This window comes from Marinobacterium mangrovicola (assembly GCF_004339595.1).
Classification (GTDB): Bacteria; Pseudomonadota; Gammaproteobacteria; order Pseudomonadales; family Balneatricaceae; genus Marinobacterium_D; species Marinobacterium_D mangrovicola.
This window is the reverse complement of the sequence record NZ_SMFU01000007.1, coordinates 1,542,959-1,557,938: the sequence shown is the minus strand read 5'-3', so window position 1 is coordinate 1,557,938 and position 14,980 is coordinate 1,542,959. Positions and strand designations below refer to the sequence as shown.

Annotated in this window: 13 protein-coding genes; 6 read left to right on the top strand and 7 right to left on the bottom strand. The window is 56.6% G+C overall.

All coding sequences use genetic code 11. The features are described from left to right. The first annotated feature begins 237 nt into the window (after window positions 1–237). Genes CLV83_RS08015 through CLV83_RS08005 form a run of 3 tightly spaced genes read left to right on the top strand, consistent with a single transcriptional unit; the run spans window position 238 to window position 4,054 of the window. Entirely contained in the window at window positions 238–2,973 is a 2,736-nt protein-coding gene (locus tag CLV83_RS08015) for a bifunctional acetate--CoA ligase family protein/GNAT family N-acetyltransferase (protein WP_132289938.1), read from the top strand. A 51-nt stretch (window positions 2,974–3,024) separates the two neighbouring features. After that, entirely contained in the window at window positions 3,025–3,726 is a 702-nt protein-coding gene (locus CLV83_RS08010; RefSeq protein WP_132289936.1) for an AzlC family ABC transporter permease, read from the top strand. Beyond that, complete coding sequence (locus CLV83_RS08005; RefSeq protein WP_165900256.1) at window positions 3,719–4,054, top strand: branched-chain amino acid transporter permease; 336 nt, start codon at window positions 3,719–3,721, stop codon at window positions 4,052–4,054. The genes CLV83_RS08010 and CLV83_RS08005 overlap by 8 nt, the downstream gene beginning before the upstream one ends. 18 nt (window positions 4,055–4,072) lie before the next feature. Here CLV83_RS08005 and CLV83_RS08000 read toward each other — a convergent pair whose 3' ends face one another. Together CLV83_RS08000 and CLV83_RS07995 are read right to left on the bottom strand one after the other, a co-directional pair. Continuing rightward, a complete protein-coding gene (locus CLV83_RS08000) occupies window positions 4,073–4,360 on the bottom strand; it encodes an ArsR/SmtB family transcription factor (protein ID WP_132290479.1) in 288 nt (95 codons plus the stop codon). Between the two features lie 359 nt (window positions 4,361–4,719). Further along, window positions 4,720–5,985: a GGDEF domain-containing protein gene (locus tag CLV83_RS07995; RefSeq protein WP_132289932.1), complete on the bottom strand. Its 1,266-nt coding sequence runs from the start codon at window positions 5,983–5,985 to the stop codon at window positions 4,720–4,722. A 250-nt stretch (window positions 5,986–6,235) separates the two neighbouring features. Between CLV83_RS07995 and CLV83_RS07990 the strand changes: the two genes are divergently transcribed. Further along, complete coding sequence (locus CLV83_RS07990) at window positions 6,236–7,141, top strand: universal stress protein (protein ID WP_132289930.1); 906 nt, start codon at window positions 6,236–6,238, stop codon at window positions 7,139–7,141. Between the two features lie 11 nt (window positions 7,142–7,152). On the opposite strand, the gene xthA is transcribed toward CLV83_RS07990, so the two are convergent. Beyond that, on the bottom strand, window positions 7,153–7,971 hold the full coding sequence (xthA, locus tag CLV83_RS07985) for an exodeoxyribonuclease III (RefSeq protein ID WP_132289928.1): 819 nt from the start codon (window positions 7,969–7,971) through the stop codon (window positions 7,153–7,155). Between the two features lie 191 nt (window positions 7,972–8,162). Here xthA and gor point away from each other — a divergent pair, with 191 nt between their 5' ends. Further along, a complete protein-coding gene (gene gor, locus CLV83_RS07980) occupies window positions 8,163–9,521 on the top strand; it encodes a glutathione-disulfide reductase (protein WP_132289926.1) in 1,359 nt (452 codons plus the stop codon). A gap of 100 nt (window positions 9,522–9,621) precedes the next feature. Here gor and CLV83_RS07975 read toward each other — a convergent pair whose 3' ends face one another. Together CLV83_RS07975 and CLV83_RS07970 are read right to left on the bottom strand one after the other, a co-directional pair. Next, the gene (locus CLV83_RS07975) at window positions 9,622–10,671 is read right to left on the bottom strand and encodes a diguanylate cyclase (protein ID WP_132289923.1); all 1,050 of its coding nucleotides are present in this window, start codon (window positions 10,669–10,671) and stop codon (window positions 9,622–9,624) included. Between the two features lie 50 nt (window positions 10,672–10,721). Next, a complete protein-coding gene (locus tag CLV83_RS07970) occupies window positions 10,722–11,885 on the bottom strand; it encodes a cation diffusion facilitator family transporter (protein ID WP_132289920.1) in 1,164 nt (387 codons plus the stop codon). A 530-nt stretch (window positions 11,886–12,415) separates the two neighbouring features. Between CLV83_RS07970 and CLV83_RS07965 the strand changes: the two genes are divergently transcribed. Then, complete coding sequence (locus CLV83_RS07965) at window positions 12,416–13,300, top strand: bile acid:sodium symporter family protein (protein ID WP_132289917.1); 885 nt, start codon at window positions 12,416–12,418, stop codon at window positions 13,298–13,300. Window positions 13,301–13,344: 44 nt separating this feature from the next. Here the strand turns inward: CLV83_RS07965 and queE are convergent, their stop codons facing one another. Both queE and CLV83_RS07955 read right to left on the bottom strand, forming a co-directional pair. Continuing rightward, window positions 13,345–13,977, bottom strand: a complete 633-nt coding sequence (gene queE, locus CLV83_RS07960; RefSeq protein ID WP_132289914.1) for a 7-carboxy-7-deazaguanine synthase — start codon at window positions 13,975–13,977, stop codon at window positions 13,345–13,347. 4 nt (window positions 13,978–13,981) lie between these two features. Then, complete coding sequence (locus CLV83_RS07955; protein ID WP_132289911.1) at window positions 13,982–14,899, bottom strand: recombination-associated protein RdgC; 918 nt, start codon at window positions 14,897–14,899, stop codon at window positions 13,982–13,984. Window positions 14,900–14,980 lie beyond the last annotated feature (81 nt).

The following is a 14,980-nucleotide window of genomic DNA, read 5'->3' as shown; positions in this document are numbered from 1 at the left end:
GCTTTTATTGTCCCGAACCAGGGAACCGCATAAGTGCCTCGATCTATCTCTTTTGCTGCACCTGCACAAGACATAGAATGTAGACTGTTCTAGAGTCAGACGGAACAGGCTGTCTATACGTCCTGAAAGCGGGGCGGTATACCTCGGGCCGGAGCTGCCAGTTAATTCAGCCGCTTCGTCTGGAGTTTGCCGCCGCTCAGGGCCTCACTATTCAAGGTCAATCTCAGGGTCTGCTGCGTGTCTACACGATATCTAAAGCGCTTCTTCAAACCCCGTTCCATTGCAGTGTTTGGTGCCTCAGAGCGAGAAGACAGTATGGGCGGTATCGTCCTGCGAAATCTGATCGACAGCGGCTTTGAAGGCCGGTTGATGGCGGTGAACTCCAAGGGTTATGAGCAGGTTAACGGGATCACCTGTTACGCAGGCGTTGCCGAACTGCCCGAGATGCCCGATCTGGCGATCATCTGCTCTCCGCCGGAAGCGGTAGCCGGAATCATCCGCAAGCTCGGCGCCAATATGGTGAAGGCGGCGATGATTCTTACCGGTGGGCTCTCTTTGCATCAGAGCAGTCACGCGCGTTCTCTGCGCGAAGAGGTTCGCGAGGCCGCAGGTCCCTACGGTATTCGTATTTTGGGGCCCGACTGCATGGGTATGCTGGTGCCCGGTTCAAAGATGAATGCCAGCTATTCCCACATCAATATACTCAAGGGGAAGGTGGCTTACGTTGGCCAGTCCGGCCTGCTGGGCACGGCGATGATCGATTGGGCCAACGGCCAGGAGATCGGCTTTTCCCACTTTCTGACCCTGGGTGATGGTGTCGATGTGGATCTGCCATCGATTATCGATTACCTCGCCCGTGATCCCTGGACCCATGCGATTCTGCTGCAGATGGACCGGGTGATCGGAGACGCGCGCAGCTTTGTGTCTGCTCTGCGTTCGGCTTCGCGCAACAAACTGGTACTGGTTCTCAAATCCAACCTGGTACTCCAGGAAGATGCGCCACAGACGCGTACACCGGGCATTCCTGATCCCGATGTGGTCTACGATGCAGCCCTGCGTCGTGCCGGTGCGGTGAGGGTGCAGAGTGCGGATGAGCTGTTTAATGCCCTGGAAACTTTGTCGCGCATGAAGCCCATGCGCGGTGAGCGGCTGGCGCTGGTGTGCAACGGCATGGGGCCCAATGCGCTGGCTGCCGACCGGCTGCTTAAAAATGGAGGTCAGCTGGCACAGCTTTCGGAGGAAACCGAACAGCTCCTGACCGAACTGTTGCCGCCGGAAGCGAGAGCCTCCAACCCGGTAGATCTAAACGCCGACGCGAACCCCGAGCGTTTCGCCGAAGCGACCCGGTTGCTGACTAAAGATCCCAATGTGGATGCGGTGCTGGTGATCCATGCGCCGACACGCCTGGCTGACAGTGTAAAAACCGCCGAGCAGGTGATCAGCATTGCCCGTAAAACCCCCCGTAATGTGCTGACGTGCTGGATGGGCCGCTATTCGGCGATCGCTGCCCGTAACGCCTGTAATACCGCTGGTATCGCCACGTTCCTGACGCCAGAGGAGGCGATCAACGCCTTTCTGCATATGGTGGACTACCATCGCAACCAGCGGGTGATGCGTCAGACGCCTGCGCCGTTCCTGGGGCAGTTGGCACCAGGCCAGGAGCAGGCGGCCGCGCTGATCGAAGCGATTCCCCGTGATGAGCGTGATTTCCTTACTCATGCCGAGGTCAGCACGCTGCTGAACCTGTACGAGATCCCCACCTCACGAACCCGTTATGCCGAGGATATTCAGGGCGTGGTGGATTGTGCCCGCCAGATGGGTGGCTCGGTCGCCGTCAAGGCGCTGCATAGCGCCAATGTTTACCCTTTCAGCTACGACGCATCAGGTCATCAGCGCTGGCATGACCTGGCGCTGGATCTCTACTCCATCAGCGAGGTGCGTCACTCCACCACCAAGCTGGCGTACCGGGTGAACGAGCTTTACGGCAATGAACAGCTGTTCGGCTACGCTGTGCAGCAGATGAAGCGCGGCTTCCAGTCGATGCAGATCAACGTCGGCTTTACCCGGGATCCTGTGTTCGGGCCATTGATGATTTTCGGTGTGGGGGGGTACACCGTGGATGTATTGGCGGATCGCAATGTGATGCTACCGCCACTTAACCTGGCGCTGGCCAAGGAGATGGTGCGCTCTTCACGCATCTATCGCATCATTGCCGAAAACAGCTACCAGGTTGAGCGCGATGTAGAACAGATCAGCGGATTACTGGTAAGTCTGTCTGAGATGCTGGTGGATATTCCACAGCTCAAATCCCTTGAGATCAACCCGCTGCTGCTGAATAAGCGTGGTCTGCTGGCGGTGGACTATTCCGCTACCGTGGCTGAGCCGGGGCGGCTTTCGATCAGTCCTTACCCTGAGCATTTGACCGAGCAGATCACCCTTAAGCGCTCGGGGCGGCCCGCGATCTTGCGTGCGGTGCGCGGAGAAGATGAGCCCGCGCATCTGGAGTTCTACAACCAACTAAGCCCTGAATCGATCCGTCTGCGCTACTTCTACAGCCGTGGGGTGCCGACCCACGATGAACTGGCCAACTGGACACAGATCGATTACGACCGTGAGATGGCTTTCATCGTCTCGGCGCCGCGTCTTGATGGTAAAGGCTATGAAACTCTGGGCGTGGTGCGGGCGGTGACCGATGCCGACAACATTCGCGCCGAGTTCTCAGTGGTCATTCGTGATGATCTGCAGGGCGAGGGGCTGGGTATCATCCTGATGTCGAAAACCATCGATTATTGCCGTTCGCGAGGCACGCTGGAGTTGTCCGGCTCGACGCTTGCCAGCAATAAGGGGATGCAGGCACTGGCCCGTAAACTCGGTTTTGATATCAGCTATAACGCTGAAGAGGAGGTCGTTGAGATGAAGATGCAGCTCAACGAGCCGACCGAAGACTGGCAGATCTATCGTTTGCAGCAGTAACGCCGGCGCATTACCATAGCGCGCCTGATCGTTCAGTCAGGATCACGCGCTATGGCTTCAAGAAGCCCCGATAGTTTTCAATCCACTCCTCAACCGAGCTCTGCGCTGCGTCTGTCGCTGCCGGTGATGTTTGGCTACATACCCTTAGGCATCGCCTTTGGGGTGCTTTTCTCCGACCTGGGTTATCACTGGCTTTGGGCCACCGCCATGGGGCTGTTTATCTATGCCGGTGCTGCGCAGTTTCTGGCCGTGGGGCTGATCGCCAATCACGCGGGACTGTTCGAAGTGTTTGTGGCTATTCTGCTGCTGAATGCCCGTCATCTGGTTTATGGTCTGTCGCTGATCTCTACGCTGGAGCTTAAGGGGTGGCGTCGCTGGTATCTGATTTTTGCGCTGACCGATGAAACCTACTCGCTGCTGAGTATCACCCGATCAGGGGCTCAGAATAATTCACTGCAGCTGCGAATCGCCGCGCTGAATCAGCTTTACTGGGTGTTTGGCTGTACGCTGGGTGCCTGGCTTGGCAGTCAGCTGGATCTGCCGACTGAAGGTGCGGAGTTTGCGCTGCCAGCACTGTTTACCGTGTTGGCCATTGAGCAGTATCGAGCTGTGCGGCGTCCGCTGCTGTTTCTGGTGGCCTTGGCGATTGCCGGGCTGGCGCTACTGATCAGCGCCGATAACATGCTGATGATTGCGATTCTGTTGGCGGTGTCTCTGTTGTTGATGGCGCGGGGGAGGCAGGCTGATGTCTGAGGCGTATCTGATCGGTTTTATCGCACTGGCGGCGTTGGCTACCTTTCTGACCCGAGCCACCCCGTTCCTGCTGCTGTCAAAACAGGCAGACCATCCGCTGCTGACTTTTCTTGGACGTTATTTGCCGCCAGTGCTGATGGTCCTGCTTGTGGTTTATGCGCTAAGAACGCCCCTGGTTGAGGGTGACGGACTGACGCAGTCACTGGTCTCATTGACCGTTGTCACGGTGCTGCATCTGCTGGCGCGTAACGCGTTAATCAGTATCCTCGGTGGAACGTTCTGCTATATGGTGCTGGTGCAGTCGCTTATGCCTTTGGGGGGGCAATGATAGCTCTGTACCGGTTGATTACAGGGTTTCCGGGCAAAACATCTCGTGCAGCGTGCGGATGATGCGTTTGGCGGTGTCGCCTTCCAGAGAATAGTAGATTGTCTGGGACGCTCGGCGGGTTTTAACCAGTTCATCCTTACGCAGTACCGCTAGGTGCTGGGAAAGGGCGCTCTGGCTAAGATCCAGACGGCTATTAAGCTCGCTTACCGAAAGCTCCTGGCCATCCAGATGACACAGAATCAACAGGCGACTGTCGTTGCCCAGTGCGCGCATCAGCTTGGCGGCGCGGCCAGCGTTTTCCTTCATTAGTTCCAGCATCTCCTTGCTGTCTGTCTGCTCGTTGGCGGGCTGTTTGTTTGCTTGGCTCACGAGTCTATCTCCGTTATTCGAGTCTAGGTTTCTCTTGGATTCTGCAGCCTGTGAAGGAAGGTCGCTTCTGTAAAGCTGCATAAGAACCTGAACGATAATGATTACTGATTATATCGTAATCGACTAATTGCTCATACCAAGCACCGTTGACTATTTAACTATTATCAGTTTCTAATATAGATTAAATATCAGCACCTTCCAGCGCTTGGTCCGGTTCATCTCTCCCCTTCATCCCGGGAAGGTCGATCAAGTGTGATCGGGCGGTCACTCAACGTTGGACCTGTTTTTTCACGTATCTATCCCGCAGTTCCTCCTTGTCTGCGAGGCTTGCTGGCAATATCTGTCATTAGCCGGTTACGCCCGGCTCCCTTGGCTTTGTAAAGCGCCTTGTCGGCGCGTTTAATCACCATGTCTGGTTTTTCCTCCGCCAGTCGCCAAGCGGCACCAATGCTGATGGTTACTTTCACCTGCTCGGTGTCAGCCGGTGCGGTTTCTGAGCGGGTCTTGCGACCACGGCGATCATCTTTGGGGCGCTGTGGCGCACGGACTTTCATTGGGTAATCGGCAACGCGTTGACGCATCGCATCCAGTGCTGCGATCACCTCTTCCTCGCGCTGGCCCTTGAAGACGATGGTGAACTCCTCGCCGCCATATCGGAACAGACTGCCACCGGCGCTGACTCTGCTGAGTTGCGAGGCCACCATTCTGAGTACCTGATCACCCACGTCGTGGCCGTAGGTATCGTTAAAACGTTTGAAGTGATCGATATCGAGTATGGCAATGCTGTAGTGCCTACCCAGGTTGGCCAGATGGTGTTCAAGCGCACGTCTTGCCGGCACTCCGGTCAACGTATCGACAAAGGCCAGCGCGTAAATATGTACGACTATGGCGGTAATGAATATAAGCCCCGCACTTGCCTCAAACAGGGCCGCCAGCTTTGGCTCCTGAAGGTTGTGTAAAGCGAGCAGCTGCGCCAGGAATGCGCCGAACAAAGCTACCTCATCGACACTGCGTCGGGTCAGGGTCAGCAGCAGATATAGAGCGAGCAGTGGAAGGGAAAGCCAGAATATGCCCCGGGTCAGCATCGAGTGCTCGCCGATGACCTCCAGCAGAGGAGTTGGCAGCCGGGGCAGGCCAAGGGCCAGCTGTTGCGGATATTGCCAGGCGAACAACAGCAGTGCGAAAGAGAAGAGGAGAGCGACTGGTTTAATCAGACCGCGTAGATTTAATAACGAGGTATCCCGCTGTACCAGCAGCCAGGCATAGACCAGCGGCAGTAACAGGCTGGTGGCAGTGAAAAGTACGTAGGCGTCGGGGTAGTCCAGGCCGCGCCTGCTGGCAGCGCTGAGCAACAGGCTACTGCAGCCAAGGGCGATCGATGCCAGGGCGATACGACCGCGCTTGAAACCGATCGCCAGCAACAGGGCGGATATCGCTAGCAGTAGCGGCAAGCCTTCGGTCAACCGTTCCAGTACCGGATCCGCCTGCCGGACGAGCGGATACACTGCCCAGGGCAGGGCGATCAGCAACAGTGGCAGGATAAGACGAATGAAACGGAGCACCGGCGTATGTTTCCTCGGATCGGTAAGAAAATATTGTATCACGATGGAGACAGGTATAAGGAGAAGATGCTCCGGGTTAGGGGCGGTTTGTTGCCAGGGGTTATAAATCCTTGCCTGGCCGCAGACGCTTGAGCTGTTTTCTGTGGTGCCGGGGCGAGAAAAAAGATGTGCGGCGCTATGCTTAGATCAAGAGGGGCATGGAATAGCCCCCCTGCATCAATTCAAAGCGCAAAGGAATAGGAGAGAGGCGATGTTCAACAAACTGCTTGTCGATGTTGATGAACAGAGAGAGCATCTGGAGATGCTGGAGAAGGCCATAAGACTCTCCGGGACGGAGGGGCAGCTGGAGCTGTTCTGCTGCGCTTATCAGCCCTTTATCAAGGGCGCAGGTGTATTTAACGCGGAGGCGGAAAAGCGCTCCCGGCACGCTTACATGGTGCAGTGTGAAGGTCGACTGGACCATCTGGCCGAACGCATCCGTATCGACCCGCAGCGCATCGGTACCGACATCGCCTGGGATGATGACGGGGCTCATGCGCTGCTACGTAAATGCGAACGTTTCGGTGCTGACTTGGTGATCTATCCGGTGGCGCCCCAATCGGCGCTGCTGCATCATCTGTTGGCGCCCGAAGACTGGAAGGTACTGCGCGAGTGCCCGGTGCCTTTGCTGATCAGTCGTGACCGGTCGTGGCCCAGCCACCCCCGCATTGCCGTTGCCATCGATCCGTTCCATAGCCGCAATGAACCGGCTTCCCTGGATACCAAGCTGATGCAGATGGCAGAGGCGCTTTCACTCGAGCTTGAGGCGGAGCTGCATGTACTGCATACCTACACGATGCTGCCGGAGAGCGCGGTGTTCGATGAGCACCAGGTAACCGATTTCGGTTATCTGCAGAAAAAGGTTGTCGATGAGCATCAGCAGCGCATGGAGGGGTTGCTGGCACCCTGGCGTCACCTGGAAGGTGCGCCGGAAGTCCATCTGATGGAAGGGGAGTTGCACCATCTGGTGCCGCAGTTCTGCAAGGATCAGCAGGTTGATCTACTGATAATGGGGAGCGTGCCTCGCGGTGCGCTCGAGCGGCTGCTACTGGGTAGCAGTGCCGAGCGCATCCTGGATCGAGTCAGTTGCGACCTGATGGTGATCAAGCCTGACTGAAAGCGAAAAGCTCAGAAATCGAAAAGTGCCCAAACCGGGGCGTGATCCGATGGTTTTTCCATACCGCGAATCTCGTAGTCGATGCCGGCGTCGGTGCAGCTGTCCAGCATTGATGGCGTTGCCATGATCGCGTCGATGCGCAGGCCGCGTTTTGGATCGTCATCGAAACCGCGGCTACGGTAATCGAACCAGCTGAAAAGATCGTCGCGTTCGGGGTGGCAGTGGCGGTAGGTATCGGCCAAGCCCCAGTTATACAGACGCTGCAGCCATTCACGTTCTTCCGGCTGGAAGCTGGTCTTGCCGGTTTTCAGCCAGCGCTTGCGGTTCTGGTCGCCGATGCCGATATCGATATCCGCCGGAGAAATGTTCAGGTCGCCCATCACCACCAGCGGCTGGGTGGGATCGCAATGTTCCTGAAGATGGGTGAGCAGGTCCGCATAGAAGCGTCGTTTCGCCGGGAACTTGGTTTCGTGAGCGATATTTTCCCCCTGAGGGAAGTAACCGTTGATCAGGGTGAAGCGCTTGCCGGTCTCGCTTTCGTATTCGCCGATAATCAGCCGGCGCTGGGCGTCTTCTTCATCACCAATAAAACCTTTCTGCACCGAGATTGCGGGCTTCTTTGACAGCAGACAGACGCCGTAATGGGTTTTCTGGCCGAAGAACGCCACGTGATAGCCCAGGGATTCAATCATCTCGACCGGGAACTGATCATCGGCGACCTTGCTCTCCTGAATCCCGATAACGTCGGGTGAGTGGCGTTCGATCAATGCTTCAAGCTGGTGCTGGCGCGCCCGTATACCGTTAACGTTGAACGAGACTAATTTGGTCACTGGGGATCTCCCTTGGTTCGAGGCTCACTTTGGAGACGGGATACTAACAAAATTGCGTTCCCGAGGCGGCTAATGGGCTGATAGATTCTGTTTATCTATCGTGTTTGCCCGTTCAATTGGCCTCCATGGAGTGAACCGGTTAAGGTTGGCGCAATCGGATGGAAACTATCAGCTAATCGGGAGTAATGAGCGTGTCTCAGTTTGATTACGATCTCTTTGTTATCGGGGCCGGCTCCGGCGGTGTGCGTGCCGGACGTATGGCGGCGGGTCGTGGCGTCAAAGTGGCCATAGCAGAAGATCTTTATTTGGGCGGTACCTGTGTCAACGTTGGCTGCGTGCCCAAGAAACTCTACGTTTACGCTTCCCACTACGCGGACGGTTTCCATGAAGCCAAGGGCTTCGGACTGGAAGCGGGGGATGTGAAGTTTGATTGGCCGACCCTGAGAGACAACAAAAAGACAGAGATCTCACGTCTCAATGGTATCTACGGCAACATGCTGCGTAACTCCGGCTGTGATCTGATCGATGGTCGCGCCGTGGTGACCGGTCCGAACAGTGTCGAGGTTGCGGGTAAGACCTACACCGCTGAGCGCATTCTGGTGGCCACCGGTGGCTGGCCGTTCGTGCCGGAATTCCCGGGTAGCGAGCATGTCATCAGCTCCAACGAGGTGTTCGATCTGGAGTCCTTCCCGCAGAAGGTGGTTGTGGTCGGTGGCGGCTATATCGCCGTGGAGTTCGCCGGTATCTTCGCGGGCCTCGGTGCACACACCGAGTTGCTCTATCGAGGCGACATGATTCTGCGTGGCTTTGACGAGGAGATTCGTCAGTTTACCGCCAAGGAGATCGTCAAGAAGGGGGTTAACCTCTCACTCAACACCAATGTAGTGCGTATCGACAAGCAGGCTGACGGCTCTCTGCTGGTCGAATACACCGATGGTCGCAAGGTTGAGGCCGACCAGGTTCTTTATGCCACCGGTCGGACACCGAAAACCGGCGGGCTGGGGCTTGAAGAAGCGGGCGTTGCTCTGGCCGATAATGGTGCAATCAAGGTCAACGACAACTTCCAGAGTTCGGTGCCGTCGATCTATGCGATTGGCGATGTGATCGATCGCGTGCAGCTGACGCCCGTCGCCCTGGCTGAAGGTATGGCGCTGGTGCGTCATCTTTATGCCGAAGGGAGCGCCAAGGTGGATTACGAGCTGATTCCTACCGCGGTATTCTGTCAGCCAAATATTGGCACTGTGGGTATTACCGAGGAGCAGGCGCGGGAGCGTTACGACGAGATTGAGGTCTACTGTTCTGAGTTCCGAGCGATGAAACATACGCTCAGTGGCAGCGACGAGCGCACCCTGATGAAGCTGATCGTCGATAAAGCCACCGATCGGGTGGTGGGCGTGCATATGGTTGGTGATGATGCCGGTGAGATTATTCAGGGCATTGCCGTGGCACTGAAAGCCGGTGCAACCAAGGCGGTATTCGACAGCACCATCGGTATCCATCCGACGGCCGCAGAAGAGTTCGTTACCATGCGTCAGCCTACACGCAACTGAGCGCGGATTTTTAAGAAAATAGCGTGAAGTCGACACAAAAAAACGCCAGCTTTGATAGCTGGCGTTTTTATTGCCTGCGTCCAGTGATGCTGAATCTGGCTTAAGTTTTTGTCGCTGGGGAGCTCTGCAGTCTCACCTGGTTGCGTCCCTGCTGCTTGGCCTGATACAGCGCATCGTCTGCCCGCTGGATCAGGGACTGAGCGCTATCGTCGCTGTGGAATGTGGCGACGCCGAAGGACGCGGTAATCGAGCTGATCACCGTGCCGGAGCTTTTCTGGCGAATGCGGATCGCTTCGATCCGTTTGCGCAGTTCCTCAGCCAGCTTCTGTGAACCGTCCAGGTTAGTTCCCGGCATGAGCACGGCGAACTCCTCGCCGCCAAAGCGCACCGGTATCAGTGGTTCGGCGCATTTTTCCTTGAGAATACGGCCTACGTACTGCAGCACTTTGTCGCCCATCAGGTGACCGTAGGTGTCGTTGAACTGCTTGAAATGATCCACATCGACGAGTACCAGCGAAAATCCGGCAGGGAGTTCAAGGTCGATCAACTGAGCAAGTTCGGTATCGAACACCCGGCGGTTATAGAGTCCCGTGAGGACATCCATGCGGGCATCCTGACGGGTCTTGGTCAGCTCCTGTCGGAGCTGTTCGATCTCTTTTTGCGCTTCGTCGATTCTTTTTTGGAAACGCTGGGTGGATTCGTTGATCGCCTGGGTGTTGGTAGCCAGATCCTGGATGATCGATTCCAGCGGCAGGCCGCTTTCGGGGTTGGTGCGGGTCTCCTGCAGCGCCTCAAAGCTCTTACGCAACTGCTGGGAATAGCTGTCGGTATTACCGGCTACTTCGCCCGCCTGGTCCTGGAGCAGGGAGGTGAGCTTCAGCAGTCCCGTGAGGACTTCGTTACCACTACCGTTGGCGTCGTTCTCAGCCAGATGATCCTGGAACAGCTGTTCACTGAGCAGGTTCGGGCAGGTTCCGTAGGTGTTGAGCGTGCTATCCAGTGCGGCGTTCAGCGCTGGTACCTTTTTCGACACGTAGGTGTACCAGAGCGCGTAGTTCAGAGGGTTGGGAGGGATGTTGTTACGTACCATCAGCGGTAGAGCCTCGCGCAGGTACGCGGTGGCCTGGTTAGGCGCCTCGGTGTATTTCATGACAGATCTGTCCTCCCTGTATTGTACTGGCGGTTTGAGCCCTGTGTGGATCAGGCTGGTAGCCAGACCCTGAGCTCACGGAACCAACTCTGGCTGTTCAGCTGCTCAATCAGCTGTTGCTCCAGGCTTTTTGCCTCAATGTTGGTTTGCCGCAGAATGTCGTGCATTTCTGCTGATGCTCGCAGTTCGAGGTCGATATATTCCGGGTGATAATAAAGAATCAGCTCGTAGTCCGGGTTCTCACCAGTAATCCTGCTGATAGCAGCATCGAGATGGTGCTCTATTTCGGCGCGGGCCGGCATAACCGGCAGGCTGTCGTCGGGATAAATCTGGTCATCGTAGGTGTCGATGTGAAAAATCACATGACCGATATGATCGAAACGCTCTTTCAGTCTCAGTACCGCCACATCCCCTATATAGTGTCCCTCCGCGGCGCTGAGGTGGGGCTCAACCTGAAGGTGCATTTCCAGCTGGCTCTCGCTGCCCATCTGGCGGCTTTTGAAGCTGTGCACGCTCTCTACCCCTTCAACTGCCAGGATCGTTTCCCTGAGCTCCTTTACGCGCTCCTCAGGCAGGGCAGTATCGACCAGTTCTGTGACGCTGCGGGCAACCAGGTCCCAGCCGATCTTTCCGATCAACAGCGCGACCAACACGGCAGCGAGGCCATCCAGCCACCAGACACCCATCATGGCACCGGCCAGGGCGACGAGCACGACCACTGATGAGAGTGCGTCAGAACGGCTGTGCCAGGCATTGGCGATAATGAGGTCGGATTTAAGTGCCTTGCCGATCTTCAGGGTATAGCGGAATATCCACTCCTTACCGAGAATAGAGATCGCAGCGGCCACCAGTGCCGGCCAACCCGGCGTAGTGGGCGGTGCGCCAGAGAGCAGACGCATAATACTGTCATAAGCGATCAGGATGCCCACAGTAGCGAGAATAACCCCGAGAACCACCGTCCCGATGGTTTCAAAGCGGCCGTGCCCCCAGGGGTGGTTGCGGTCTGGTGCTTGATGGGAGAGGCGCAGAACGACAATAACCAGAGCATCGGTAAACAGGTCTGACAGGGAATGTATACCGTCAGCTACCAGAGCGGCAGAGCTGGCCATAATGCCGACGACAATTTTGAGAATACCCAGAGCGAGATCGAGAACCGAACCGATCAGAGTCACTTTCTCGGCGGCTTTACGGCGTTGATCCAACTGTTCCTGCATCGACGGGTTCCCTGTGACAGCGTAGGCGGCAATATTAACCTGCTTTCTCTAATGGAGCTAGCTGGTGGGGTGTTGCGTAATTATTACAAAAAACCTGCTTGTTAAGCCTTGACACTGTGCTGATGAGATGTAGCGAATATGACAATATGCAAAGAGGCTCATGCAGTGAGAAGTTTACCTCTAAGCGACGTTTTCATATCAGCGCGCTAATCATAACCTATTGTTTTATAATTGCTTAATACTACTGGTTAAAAAATGATCAATCTGTGTGAGGTGGCGAGATAGCGGGTGCTGAGGAGGGATTTTGTGGCACTTTTCACAGTCTTATCCACAACAGATGTGGGTAGTGCGACCCAGGCCCCATGGTTACTGAACTGTTCCAGTTCTGTTAACAAAATCTTACGCTGTGGATTCTCTTCTGTGCGCTGTTGAATCTAATCGCAGACGGATCATCGGTTAACACTGTTCGGCATTGGTCAAGACCTTTATTCTCGATCTGATACGCCGTTTCGAATGTTTGGGGATATGTCATGGATGTCGAATTACTGGGCCGGTTACTGCTGCCGTTTGCACTGTTTCTGATGATGCTGGGAGTGGGGATTACCCTGGAGTGGCGTGATCTGGGCCGAGTGTTTCGCCAGGATCGGGTCGCACTGCTCGTCGGTCTGTTCGGTCAGTTGATACTGCTGCCTTGTATTGGCGTGCTGGTTTGTCTGGCCTTGCAGCTGCCACCATTGGTCGCAGCGGCGTTGATGATAGTGACGCTGGCCCCCGGTGGGGTGACCTCCAATATGATTACGCTGGTTGTACGCGGTGATACCGCTTTATCGGTGGCGCTGACCGCGGTGGGCAGTTTGATCACTCCCTTTACGCTGCCCCTGCTGACTGCACTGGTGTTGAGCTACAGCGATATCAGTAGCGATCTGAGCGGTTTTCCGTTGCTTCCCTCAATCCTGAAACTTGCCACCGTGACTCTGCTTCCTGTGCTGATTGGTATCGCTCTCAGGGGCCGCTTTCCCGTTCCCTGTCAGGCGCTTTATCCCTGGGTAAAGGGGCTGGCCGTTGCTGGCTTTCTGCTGATGGTGGCAGTCATTGTACTGGCCAATCAGCAGCGTTTGCCGGGCCTCCTGCACAGCTATGCCCATGTGGCGCTGCTGTTAGCCCTGCTGTCGATGTTGGCGGGTGCGTGCCTGGGTTGGATATTTGGTATCAGTCGGACAGGGCGGCTTACGCTGGCGATAGAGGTGGGGATTCAGAATGCTGGCACGGCATTGATGGTTACCGGAACGCTATTGGCTAGCCCTGAGATGTCTGCAGTGGTGTTGATCTACGGGGTGGTGATGCAGCTGCCTGCAGCCTTGCTGATGCTGTACCGAAACCTTCCGTTCAGCCGCGCCGGTGCGGCCGCGAATTGAGCTACAGCGTTTGCCAGGCCAGCAACCGCTGCCTGGCCTGGTGCTTAGTCGATGCCCAGATATTTATGGGTTTGCATGCTCAGGTGCCATTGCGGGTGAGCCAGACAATACTCGACGCAGCGACGCGTGTTGGTATCCTGCAATGGGCCATCCATCGGCTGCAGATAGAAGTGCTCAAAGTTGAGCTGTTCGAAGCGCTCGGGCGGCGCCAGTGATTGTGGATAAACCAGTTTCAGCTCATTGCCCTCGGTAATCAGGATCTCGGTGCCGGCCTTTGGGCTGACGCAGATCCAGTCGATCCCCTCGGGCAGAGGGCGAGTACCGTTGGTTTCGATGGCGATCTCGAAACCCAGTTCGTGCAGAGCGGCGATAAGGGAGCTATCTAGCTGCAGGGCGGGTTCGCCGCCGGTACAGACCACGTAGGGCCGGCCCTGCTCAAGATCAGGCCAGAGGCTGGCGATACGCTCGGCGAGGGCCGCAGCGTTGGCAAACTTGCCACCACCCTGGCCACCGGTACCTACGAAGTCGGTATCGCAAAAATCACAGATAGCGTTGGCGCGGTCTTTCTCCCGACCGCTCCAGAGGTTACAGCCAGAGAAACGGCAGAATACGGACGGCCTGCCACTTTGGGCGCCTTCACCCTGCAGGGTGTAGAACATCTCGTATACGCTGTACATCGCTTTAGCGCTCCAGCTCGCCGCCAAAGGCTGCCAGCAGTTGCGGGAACAGGCGGGTGTATTCCAGGCCCAGTTGGGTGACATCGGCATCCAGGGCGGCCAGTTCCTCTTCAGGGGCCTGTTCCTCAAGCTGGTCGCGGTATTCGTCGGTCAGTTTAAGACGGTGCAGTGTCAGATCCTCATGCAGGACCATGCGCAGCTGCTGCTCCCAGCAGAGCGCCAGTTTGCTCACTTCCATACCGCCTTCGATATGGGCTCGGATCTCGTTGCTGGTCAGGTCCTGACCCTTTACCTTGATGACGCCGCCATCTTCCGAGAGCGTATCTTTGATTTCGCACTCCTGCTCAAGCTCGATGCCTGACGGCAGGTCGTGAGTACCCATGACCCAGCCCGAGAGCGTTGCCCCTGGTGAATGCTGAACCTCCGGCAGGCGTACGCGCAGTGACCCCAGTGCTTCGCGCAACTCGCTAAGAAGCTGCTCGGCCTTGGTGATGGAGGAGGCGTCAACGGCAATCCAGCCATGCTCTGCAGAGATAAGTGCATGGGTGGGGCGGCGCCGGGTAAAGGCGCGGGGCAGCAGTTCGAAGGTCACTTCCTCCTTGATCTGGGCGCGCTCTTTGCGGAACACCTTGCGATCTTCCTCGGCCTCTATCTGTTCGACCTTTTCATTTAGTGCATCGCGTACCACGCTGCCGGGGAGGATGCGCTCCTCCTGCTGCAGACAGACCAGCAGATAACCGGTGCTGGCAAATACCGGGCTTTCGGTCAGGCCGTAGGAGGGGGATGTCCAGCCGGTGCGTTTCTGCTCGTGGCGGCTACAGGGAGTAAACGGCTTGGCGAGAAGTGCCTGCTCCAGTTTTTCTGCGTCGAAGTCGGTGTCGGGCGTAAATCGGTACCAGACGGCATTCTTGAACCAGAGCATTGCGCCTCCTGTCAGGGTCCAAAGGGATTGAAGCGAAGGCGCGCATTATTGAGTGGCTCTGCCTCAGATGCAAGGGGCGGG